This window comes from Mycolicibacterium rhodesiae (genome assembly GCF_002086695.1).
In the GTDB taxonomy this organism is placed as follows: Bacteria; Actinomycetota; Actinomycetes; order Mycobacteriales; family Mycobacteriaceae; genus Mycobacterium; species Mycobacterium rhodesiae.
In genome coordinates this window covers 33,512-42,779 of the sequence record NZ_MVIH01000024.1, presented here as the reverse complement: position 1 = coordinate 42,779, position 9,268 = coordinate 33,512, and the positions used below count along the sequence as shown (strand labels likewise).

Genomic DNA, 9,268 nt, shown 5'->3' with positions numbered 1-9,268 from the left:
CCACCGGCGGTGGCCGAGGTGCCGCTCGTGCCATTGGTGCCTGCAGCGCCGTTGCCCCCATTGCCACCGTGGCCGCCGGCGCCACCGGCGCCCATGCTGCCGTTGGCGCCGCCATTGCTGCCGCCGCTGCCCGCGGCGCCGCCTGCGCCGCCGGTGCCGCCCTGGCCACCGGCCGCGCCGCTGCCGCCCGAGCTTCCGGTGTTCGAGCCACCGTTTCCGCCGTTTCCGCCTGCACCGCCGGCACCGCCGTTCCCGCCTTGCCCACCGGTGGCTCCGAGCAGGCCTACGCCGCCATTGCCGCCGGCGCCGCCTGCGCCGCCAGTGGCGCCCTGACCCCCGGCGGTGGGTGCAGTTGCCGAGTCGATGCCGTCGGTCCCGTCACCGGCAGCGACGCCGTTGCCGCCAGCGCCGCCTGCTCCGCCGGTGCCGCTGGCGCCGTAGGCGAACCCGCCGTCTCCACCTGCGCCGCCCGCGAGGGCTGCTCCCACACTGTTGGCCCCTTTGCCGCCTGCGCCGCCGGTGGCTGACCCGGTGGAGAGGTAGTTGTAGGCGGCCCCGCCGGTTCCGCCGTTCCCTCCGACTGTTGCTCCAATGCCGCCGTCGCCGCCGACCGCGCCGATGGCCGTGCCCACGGGAACCGGCACTGTGCTGTTGAGCGTGAAGTCGTAGGGACCCATGATCGCGGTGCCGCCGTCGCCGCCGTCACCGCCCGCGCCGAGAGTGCCGGTGCCCCCCTTTCCGCCGACTCCGCCGACGGCGTTTCCGAAGCCGTAGCTGACCGCCACGCCACCGGTGCCACCGGCGCCACCCGTGCCGCCGGTCCCGCCCTGACCGCCGGCTCCGCCGAAGAGCATGCCGCCGCCGCCGGTGCCGCCGGTGCCGCCGGTACCGGTCCCGCTGTTGCCACCGTTGCCGCCCGTCCCGGGCAGGTTGAGATAGCCGCCGGCTCCGCCGGCTCCGCCGGCTCCGCCCTTCCCGCTACCGAGACCGTTGCCGCCGTTACCGCCGTCGCCGCTGTTGCCGCCACCGATCAGCCCGCCTTGACCGCCCGCGCCGCCGTTGCCGCCGGCCTGACCGGAAACGGTGGCGTCCCCCCCGGTCCCGCCTACACCACCGGAGCCGAACCAGAGTGCCGATCCGCCGTTGCCGCCGGCCTGACCGTCGGTGCCGTTGCCACCTTTGCCGCCATTCCCGATGAGCCCGGCCAAGCCGCCATTGCCGCCCGCCAACCCGGATCCTGTCGGCGCAGACCAGCCGTCGCCGCCATTGCCGAAGAACCACCCACCGGGCTTCCCGTTCGGGCTATCCGCTGTCCCGTCGGCACCGTTGCCGACGAGCGGCCGGCCGGTCAGCACCGTGATGGGGTCGACGTACGCGTTTGCTCTCGGTGTTTTGGCGGCCACCAGACTATTGGGGGAGGGCAGCGAAACCCCGGATAGGGACGGGACGTGCCGCGTCGAACGGGCTGGGCTGGCGGGCGGGCGCTGAGGGAGAGGGGAGCCGGGGAGACTCGGCGTCGGGCCGCTGCGGGGACTTACGTTGCCTGTAGTCCGGCGCTGCGATGGCGCGGTGCGGCCGGTGGTTGCGGCTTTCGCGCTCGTGTCGTGTTGAGGCGAGGCGTCAGAGGGGGAATCTGCGTGGGCGACGCCGGTCGCGGCGGCAAGCGTCGCACAGAATCCGAATGTGAAGGCACCGGTTCCAAGCCACAGGGAGACTCTGCTGTGCCGTTGCTGCGCGCGACAGGTCGCATCGGCTTTCGTCCGCCCCGTCGCACGGTGCCTTCCAGCCATGGTTTGCTCCCACTTGGCACTTGGTACAAGTTCGGGAGTTTAGCAACGAACCATCTCGATGATGGGGATTCTTGGTAACTGCTGTGTCATGCCTGAAGCTTGGGTCTAAAGCCGCAGTTTAAGTAGCTTGTCTGTGACAATCGCCCTCGTTTGCGAGGTCGTGAGTCCCAAGAAATTAACAGAGAAAGGTGCTAATAGCCGCGTTGCGGCAACCTCGTGGCTATTCAGCGGATTTCTTGCCAGAAATACCAGGCCGTGCTGAACCAGCAGCCTTCTTGTTGCCGCCGCCGGTCCGCGCGGTGGCAGGAGACTTCCTCTGTCCGACGACGCGGGTGTTCGACGCACTGGCCTTCTTTCCGCTGGAAGCGGACGTCGTCGTCGTGGTCTCTGTATTGGTGCCGGCTGCGGCCGGTGCGGCTTTCCTGCTGCTGCCGACGGCGGCAGCTCCACCGGCCATAATCCCGTTGACATTGACCCCTGGCAGGGACCGCGTAATGGTGCGCAGGTTCTGTGAAATCGCACCCGCGATGGCGAAAGGCCCCCACCCGGCAGTCACGGTGTTGTTGTCGCCGAAGAAGTTGAACGCCAGGCTCAACGTGGTGTTGGGGTAGGGGCCGGCAGAGGTTACGAGGTTTCCGTTGCCGAGGAGATTCCCGGCAGCGGTCAGGATGCCCAGTGCTTTCACGATGCTATCGCCCAAGATATTGGTGGCGGAGCTCAGAAAACCCTGGGTCAGAGCGGTCCCAGCGTTACCGATGTTGAGCGCAAGATTCCCGAAGCCACCAGCGCTCGTTGCTTTTGATCCGCTTCCTCCGGTGGCGCTCGCAAGTGTGAGGTTGAGGCTGCCAATATTCGTCATGGTGCCCGGCCCTATCTGAAAGGCAATGTTGCCGACGCCGGCGACACCTGTTGACTGCGACCCGCTGCCGCTCGTCAGAACCCCTATCGCGAAGTTGAGCGCACCCATCGCTGCGGAGCTCCCCGGCCCTTGTTGCCAGGCGATGTTCAGAAATCCGGGGAGCGTCGAAGCCCTCGCGTAGTCGCCCACCGCAACCGCGAAGCTGAGGAAGCTGAGCGTGGTCGCGGAGACCGCGTTGTTGCCGAAGGAGACCGCGGTGCTGAAGAAGCCGTTGCCGGCATCGGCGGTCGCATTGGTACCGATCCCTATGGCGAAACTGGTCAGGTTGCTCGTGCAACCGCCACCATTTCCTATGCCGAAAGCCGAGATGCAACTTGCCTGCGCTGCGGGGGCTTCACCAAGGGTGCCGATGGCAAGCGCGCCGGAAAGGAGGGTGCACAGCAACGTACCGCCTCGAGCGCGAACCTGATTCATCTGCACGCCTCATGAAGTAGATATCTTTGCTGGCTGTGACCGTACGCGATGCGGATGGAGCTTACAGCTTTTCTGACGGATATTCACCCACGCTTTTCAGTCAGTGGGCAAAGCGTCACGGCGGATCGCTCGCGCGGTCGGCGGTCGGCTGGACCCGTGTTGGTTCGCGGGCCGTTCCGAATCTGCAGCTATTCACTCACTTCAGCCGGTTGCAATGAGTTGGCGCCGGAGTGCAACTTCGGTCGCTTTGCGCGCCGGGCTCGCACCGCGATCGACTCCGTTGTGTACCGGTCCGCAGGCGCTACGCCTCACCTGTCATTTAGTTTTCGGCAACGAACTGATGTTAGACACAAGTATTTGCCACGCTTAAATAAAAGCCGAAGCGGCGGTGCGGTCGCTTGCGGGGGAGTCCGCCCGGTTGCGGCTGATGACCAGAGAGATTTCGCACGAAACGTCAGCCTCGCTCCCGCAATGGCAGCTCCCTTATGGCTTCCGGTGCTTCCCGGCGCCGGTGCCGTGGGAGCCGCCACCGTTGGAAGCAGATTTCGCACTATCGCTGGAGTTGCTCGCTGAATCTGGTTTCCGATGGCGACCGCCGGAAGCGGTGGACCTTGTCTGTCCGGTGTCGCCGGTCGCGGTTGTTGCCTCGGGAGCGCGATGACGACCGGAGTAGGTCAGGTTCTTGGTGTTGCTGTCGTCGGATACGGCCGTCCCGGTGTTCGTGTTGCTGGACGGGGTCGCTGCGCTGGTATCGACGCTGGCCGTAGTCGTGGCCTCGGCGGACACCGCGGTGGCGTTAGTCGTTGTCGTCGTACGTAAGGAGGTCGAGCGCCGTCCGCTGCTGGCGACTCCTTCTTCGGACCCGCCAGACCCGTTGGTCGAGCCACCGTCGCCGCCCGTCGAGTCGCCGCCAGACCCGGCAGCGGGCAGGTGAAGAGTCGGCAGGTGAAGTGTCGGCGGCGAGAACGTCAGTGAAGAGACCGTCGGCAAGTGAAAGTTGTTGAAGTTGATCCCGGGGCCCTTGAGGAAAAGCGTCTGAGCTTCCTGATTGAAGGACAGCATGAACGATAACGGGCCATTGATGGCGGTCAGGACGTTGTCGATGCCGAGCAGGTTGACCACCATGCTCAGCGGCGCCAAGGGGGCGCCGGTCAGACTGATGGAGTTCCCGGTGCCGAAGAGGTTCGCCCCAAGGCTCAGCAGTCCTTGGACCAGGATGTTGTTGCCCTCGCCGAGTATGTTCAGGGCGGAACTGAAGTAGCTCTGCACCACCGTCGAGCTCGCCCCGCCGAAGAAATTGAGAGCGACGGTGCCGATGAGCCCGGCGACAGTAGATTGCTGCCCCCCATTGTTTGGCGCGATACTGATGGCGACGTTAAGGCCGCCGACGGTGGTGGTGCTGCCCGGCCCGATCTGCAGAGCGAGATTGCCCAGGCCGGAGGCGCCAGTAACTTGACCCCCGCTGCCGCCCGGCAGTCCAACTACGATATTGAGGCCACCCAGCGCCGACGAAGTGCCGGGGCCTAGTTGGATCGCGACGTTGCCGAGACCGATCGCGCCAGCTACCGCACCAGTTTGCGAGGCGCCGAGGACAAAGTTGAGAACGCCGCCGAGGGTTGATGCTGTACCCGGCCCAAATTGCAGATTGATCCCGAAGAGGGACGACAGCGTTGACGAAATAGCACCGGCACCGAACGCCCCCGCGAAGTTGAAAGCTGCGATGTTGGTGATCGCGCTCGCGCCGTTGCCGATCGCGATGGCGCCGCCGAACAGGGCATTGCCGGCGTTTGCGGTGGCGCCGGGGCCAATCGCTATCGCCAGAGTGGTCAGGTTGCTCGTGCAGCCATTGCCGTTGTTCAAGCCGAAAGCCGAGAAGCAGTTGGCCTGGGCTGAAGGTGTTGCGGTGAACGCCCCAGCCGCAAGCGCGCTGGAGACCAACGCGCCGAGCGCCGCGTTACGACTCCGTTGGACCCGCCCCACCGACCATCCCGTCACTCGAACCTGTCTTTGCTGGTTTGGACCGTACCGGACAAGTACGCGCAACTGACAGTCTTCTTATGGATCTTCGCCGGTGATTCATGTCTGATCGTCGACGGCCAGTGAGTGATGACGAGATCGCGCAGCGCGAGACCGTTGGGTCCCGAGGTCCACAAATCGCACCGAAATTCGCGAGCTGTCGATGGGTGGCTTGAGGCGGTGGCGTCGGACGCGCGTGGAGCACACTCGATCGTGACTGCATTCCAAAGGGGCGCAGCAGAATTACCTCAACGGCGATCGGCATTCTGACGACGGCGGTCCCATCTGGATCCCGCTTCGACATGAGTGCCCCCGGCAGGATTCGAACCTGCGGCCTTCTGCTCCGGAGGCAGCTCAGACCCGTTCACGGCGGTTCGCGCCCGGTCGCAATCCGACTTCCAGAGTCCGCAGAAAACAAACCTCACCTGCGGGGATAGTGCGTAGCCGTTCACGTCAGTTCACCCTCGTTCGCCAGGGAAGTTGCGGGGGAGTTGTGACAGCGTCGTGACATCGGGCAAGGACGTCGGACGTCGAACTATCCTGAGCTGTCCTATTGCACGCGACTCGGGGTGTCAACAGAAGTGACGAACGACGACGAGTCTTCGCCTGGCTACTGGGATGGCGTTCCCTTGATGCAGGAGCGGACCGCAATCGAGTGGTTGATGGCCACCAACGACGGGACCGGTGTAGACAGCTGGCATTGGCTGATCGAGTCGACCACTACGTCGTTTTACGTCAAGGCGATGCATCACGCTCTAGAGGGAACCAAAGTCAGCATCCACGGCCCCGATGACAACCACCCCGGCGCAGATCATTTCCGATTCGATCTGATACGTACCGACGGTGAGACCCTAGATCAGAAGGCTGCCGACAAAGCTGCCCGCGCTGGTGGCCGCTGGCTCACCGACCCGAACGAAATGCCGCACTACTTCCCTGGCAGAGGCATCAACGATGACGTGAGGCATGTCGTTCGATTCAGCACAGCTTGGGATGCGTTCATCGCAGGAGCGGAACCGGCAGGTCCGTCAAGAATGCCCAAAGCGAAATCTGACATGAAGGTACTCGTGCCCGTACCGAAAGAGGGGCGCGTCCGATATGTTGACCTCTACCTCAGCACCAACGGGGAGCCGTACTGGCCCCACGGGGAGCAGGCAATCCGAGCAGCGGGCGCCGGCATCGGCTATCTCACCAACTCGTTGAACTGGAAGCTGTCGGCAGTGATCATGGATCACGAGGCGACCGAGGAAACCGACCCCGTCGGCAGCGGCTTTCGTGGTGACACACCGCTATCTCAGTGCTCGCGGGGTCTCGTTGCCTGGGTTGATGACACGGGGCTTCTGTGGCTGTGCGAGACGCTGATGGCAGCACCACCCCCCAGCCGGGCCGAAGCACAGCACGAGACCGCGACGTGAACCTGAGGCAAAAGACCCAACGCGACACCCATCATGGGGAGTTCAATATCGAAGTATGACCACACCGACGAGACCGCCGCTTGACTGGACCGAGGACAACCACGCTTACCGGGACCGTGCCCACTATCACGCTTATAAGCGGGCATCACCTGATCCATCTGGCCGAGAGTGGAATCTGGCCGTATTCAGCATGCACAGCAACGAACCGGGCGGAGTCGAGGAAAAGCTCGGCGATTACGTACTGACGACCCTTCTCGATGCCAGAGAGTTCGCTCAAGGGCTGGCGGATCAGCGCAGCTGGGCTTGGTAGACCAGTGGATCGGCTCCCCGCAATAGAGGCTAAGTCGGTGGTCGGAGCGTGTACAGCAGACAAGCCCTTCAACCCGCTGGTCCCGCCAACCCATCGGGTCGCCGCCAAGTAGCAGGCCAAGAGAATCGGCCCACCTGCCCCAAACAGGTGTGTTAGAACATCAGGCGACTGCCGATCTCGGGTGTACGTGCGAGGGGACGGACGGGCTATGAGCAGTATTGCGCGACTAGGCGTGGCCGCTGGGGTGGTCGCGCTGGTAGCCGTGACGGCAGCTGGAACAGCCCACGCCGACGTCGATCCGACCAGCTACTACGACGATTTGCGCTCATGGGGCGATTTCCAGGTGGACGCCAGCAACGAGAACTACTTCTTGAGCTTGGCGAGCATCGTCTGCAACATGGAAAACGCAGGTATATCGGGTAGCGACATCGGCGATTACATCGCCCGACGGGAGAGCCTGACAAATCGACAAGGCAGCCGGATTCAGTTGTCGGCCAGCATCTACATCTGCACACAGCTTCATCCGAACCTGTTGGCTCCCGGACACTGACCACCAGTACAAACCATCTCACCGGTCGTCAAAGTCGGCGTCTTCGAGCCGCGCCAACGCGCGCGACACGCCGCCTTTAGACATGCGCGGCACCACCGCCGCCCCGATGGCCTCGAGCGACCTGCCCTCACGGCGCAACCTCATGATGGTGGCGTCCCGTACATGCTTCGGCATCGCCTCCGGTGGGCGCGGCTCCGTCGCCGGCACCGGCACCCCCCGCTCCCGGTATGCCCACACCGACTGCAACCGGTACAGCTCCAGAGCGTTAAGGCCCGCCGTCACGTACTCCCGGGTCCAGCCCATATAGGCCAGCTCGACATCCGACAACACCCCCGGATCATCAGGCTCATCCGGCGCGGCCACAGCCACGGCGCGGCGTGCCAGCAGGACACGATGGACCTTCCCTCGGTTGATCCCGAGATCTTGGGCAATCCCCCGAACCGACCGCCCAGCGGCAGCAAGCGCGCAAATCTGATCCTCCATGTCGACCATTGTCGGCGCCCGTGTTCGACGAAGCCGGTGTCACACGCCAAAACGTGACACTGTCACGCCATCATCAACCAGTGTAAAGTTGGTGTCATAGCGTGAAAAACATTGGGGGACAACGTTATTCGCGCAAACTCCTGACTCCAAATCCGTTGCTGCGGCGCCGATTCCGCACGTCAGCGCCCCGTCACGGTTGCGGGTATCGCGATTGTGAGCGACCGCTCCCCGGACCTCCAGTTCGGCCAGACTTTGCCCGTAATCGCTTGTACCACAGCACATTTGGATGGACCGAAGCGTCTGCGCGTCGTAGGATCGAAGGTACTGAGATGAACGTATCGGCCCAGTTCAACGACAAAATTGGAGGCAGTATGGACGTAGATTTTGACCCCGTCAGCAAATACCGACTGGCCACGTGGACGGACGATCCGATTGACCAAGCGGTGAGCGACGTGCTCGCGGCGTTCTTCGAAGGCTTCGAAGGCAATCCGATGTCGCCTGCGGTCTATGAGCCGCCACCGGCACCGCCGGCGCCAAGCTCAATCCCCGTGCACACCGTCGCCGTGGGTGATGACCTCATTCTGAGTGTCGTTCGTGTGGACCTGCCCGGGATGTTGGTCTCGTACCAGCTATACGCCGCGTCGGCTGAGACGTGGGCGTTGGTAGGGGTGGCCGGGCTGTTCGCGGATGCGATTTCGGAGATCTGCATATGGCAGAACTACGTCCGCCGGGGTGGCACGCTGGCCGCCTGGAAAATCGCGCACCCCGATGGCGTCGAGGTCCAGTCATGACGGCCATTGCCCAAAAAGTAGGGAACGTCTGGGATCGTGTCGTGGCCGGTGCGGTTGTGGCCAACGCTGGTGTGGTGTTGCTCGCCGGTCTGCTCGGTCTTGATGAGCGGGTGCTCGACGTGGCGGAGCATGCGTTCCTAGCGTTCTTTTGTCTCGAATGGGCGGTTCGGTTTCGGGCTGCCGGCTGGCGGCTCGGCGCTTGGGGTTGGTTCGATTTGGCGGTCATCGTGGTGGCGTTGTTGCCGTTGGGGGGTGGCGTGCTGGCGCTGCGCGTCGCCAGGGTGGCGCGGCTGGCGCGACTATTGCACTTGACGAAGCATGTCGCTGTGCATCTCCGTCACATGCGCGTTCGACAGCTTGGCGTCATCAGTTCGAGGCGCTGATTCGGTCCCGTTCTGCCTTGGCTGCCGTTGTCACTGCCGCAAGCAACGGGTAGTGCGCGGAAATGTCGGACGCGGTGGGTATCGTCGCCTGTCCGTCGGCGTCGCAGGTGATGGCAACGTATGCGAGGACGGTCAGTTCGTCGTCGGTGCAACTGTGGGTGCTCATTGTGTGGCGGAGGAGGCGGACGGCCCCTTCGAAG

The 9,268-nt window shown here is 64.2% G+C and carries 10 protein-coding genes and 1 tRNA gene; 5 read left to right on the top strand and 6 right to left on the bottom strand.

The features are described 5' to 3' along the window. From BST42_RS30370 to BST42_RS27065, 4 genes are all read right to left on the bottom strand, one after another. The coding region (locus tag BST42_RS30370; RefSeq protein WP_336389867.1) for a PGRS repeat-containing protein at positions 1–1,403 on the bottom strand (1,403 nt) is incomplete at its 3' end. 607 nt (positions 1,404–2,010) lie between these two features. After that, positions 2,011–3,123 carry a hypothetical protein gene (locus BST42_RS27075; protein ID WP_133057527.1) on the bottom strand — a complete coding sequence of 371 codons (1,113 nt, stop codon included), beginning with the start codon at positions 3,121–3,123 and terminating at the stop codon, positions 2,011–2,013. Between the two features lie 483 nt (positions 3,124–3,606). After that, positions 3,607–5,118, bottom strand: coding sequence for a hypothetical protein (locus tag BST42_RS27070; protein ID WP_133057526.1), 1,512 nt, complete (start codon positions 5,116–5,118; stop codon positions 3,607–3,609). A gap of 328 nt (positions 5,119–5,446) precedes the next feature. After that, positions 5,447–5,510: transfer RNA gene (locus BST42_RS27065), tRNA-Ser, on the bottom strand. Between the two features lie 210 nt (positions 5,511–5,720). Here BST42_RS27065 and BST42_RS27060 point away from each other — a divergent pair. From BST42_RS27060 to BST42_RS27055, 3 genes are all read left to right on the top strand, one after another. Continuing rightward, a complete protein-coding gene (locus BST42_RS27060; RefSeq protein ID WP_133057525.1) occupies positions 5,721–6,551 on the top strand; it encodes a hypothetical protein in 831 nt (276 codons plus the stop codon). A gap of 55 nt (positions 6,552–6,606) precedes the next feature. Continuing rightward, positions 6,607–6,861: a hypothetical protein gene (locus tag BST42_RS29450; RefSeq protein ID WP_133057524.1), complete on the top strand. Its 255-nt coding sequence runs from the start codon at positions 6,607–6,609 to the stop codon at positions 6,859–6,861. A gap of 208 nt (positions 6,862–7,069) precedes the next feature. Continuing rightward, positions 7,070–7,411, top strand: a complete 342-nt coding sequence (locus BST42_RS27055; protein WP_083122798.1) for a DUF732 domain-containing protein — start codon at positions 7,070–7,072, stop codon at positions 7,409–7,411. Between the two features lie 18 nt (positions 7,412–7,429). Here the strand turns inward: BST42_RS27055 and BST42_RS27050 are convergent, their stop codons facing one another. Continuing rightward, complete coding sequence (locus BST42_RS27050; protein ID WP_133057523.1) at positions 7,430–7,894, bottom strand: hypothetical protein; 465 nt, start codon at positions 7,892–7,894, stop codon at positions 7,430–7,432. Positions 7,895–8,223: 329 nt separating this feature from the next. On the opposite strand from BST42_RS27050, the gene BST42_RS27045 reads away from it, so the two are divergent. Together BST42_RS27045 and BST42_RS27040 are read left to right on the top strand one after the other, a co-directional pair. Continuing rightward, positions 8,224–8,685: a hypothetical protein gene (locus BST42_RS27045; protein ID WP_083122796.1), complete on the top strand. Its 462-nt coding sequence runs from the start codon at positions 8,224–8,226 to the stop codon at positions 8,683–8,685. After that, positions 8,682–9,068 (top strand): ion transporter, encoded by a 387-nt coding sequence (locus BST42_RS27040; RefSeq protein WP_165760939.1) that lies wholly within the window; start codon positions 8,682–8,684, stop codon positions 9,066–9,068. The genes BST42_RS27045 and BST42_RS27040 overlap by 4 nt, the downstream gene beginning before the upstream one ends. Here the strand turns inward: BST42_RS27040 and BST42_RS27035 are convergent. Further along, positions 9,052–9,234, bottom strand: coding sequence for a hypothetical protein (locus BST42_RS27035; protein ID WP_133057522.1), 183 nt, complete (start codon positions 9,232–9,234; stop codon positions 9,052–9,054). The genes BST42_RS27040 and BST42_RS27035 overlap by 17 nt on opposite strands. Positions 9,235–9,268 lie beyond the last annotated feature (34 nt).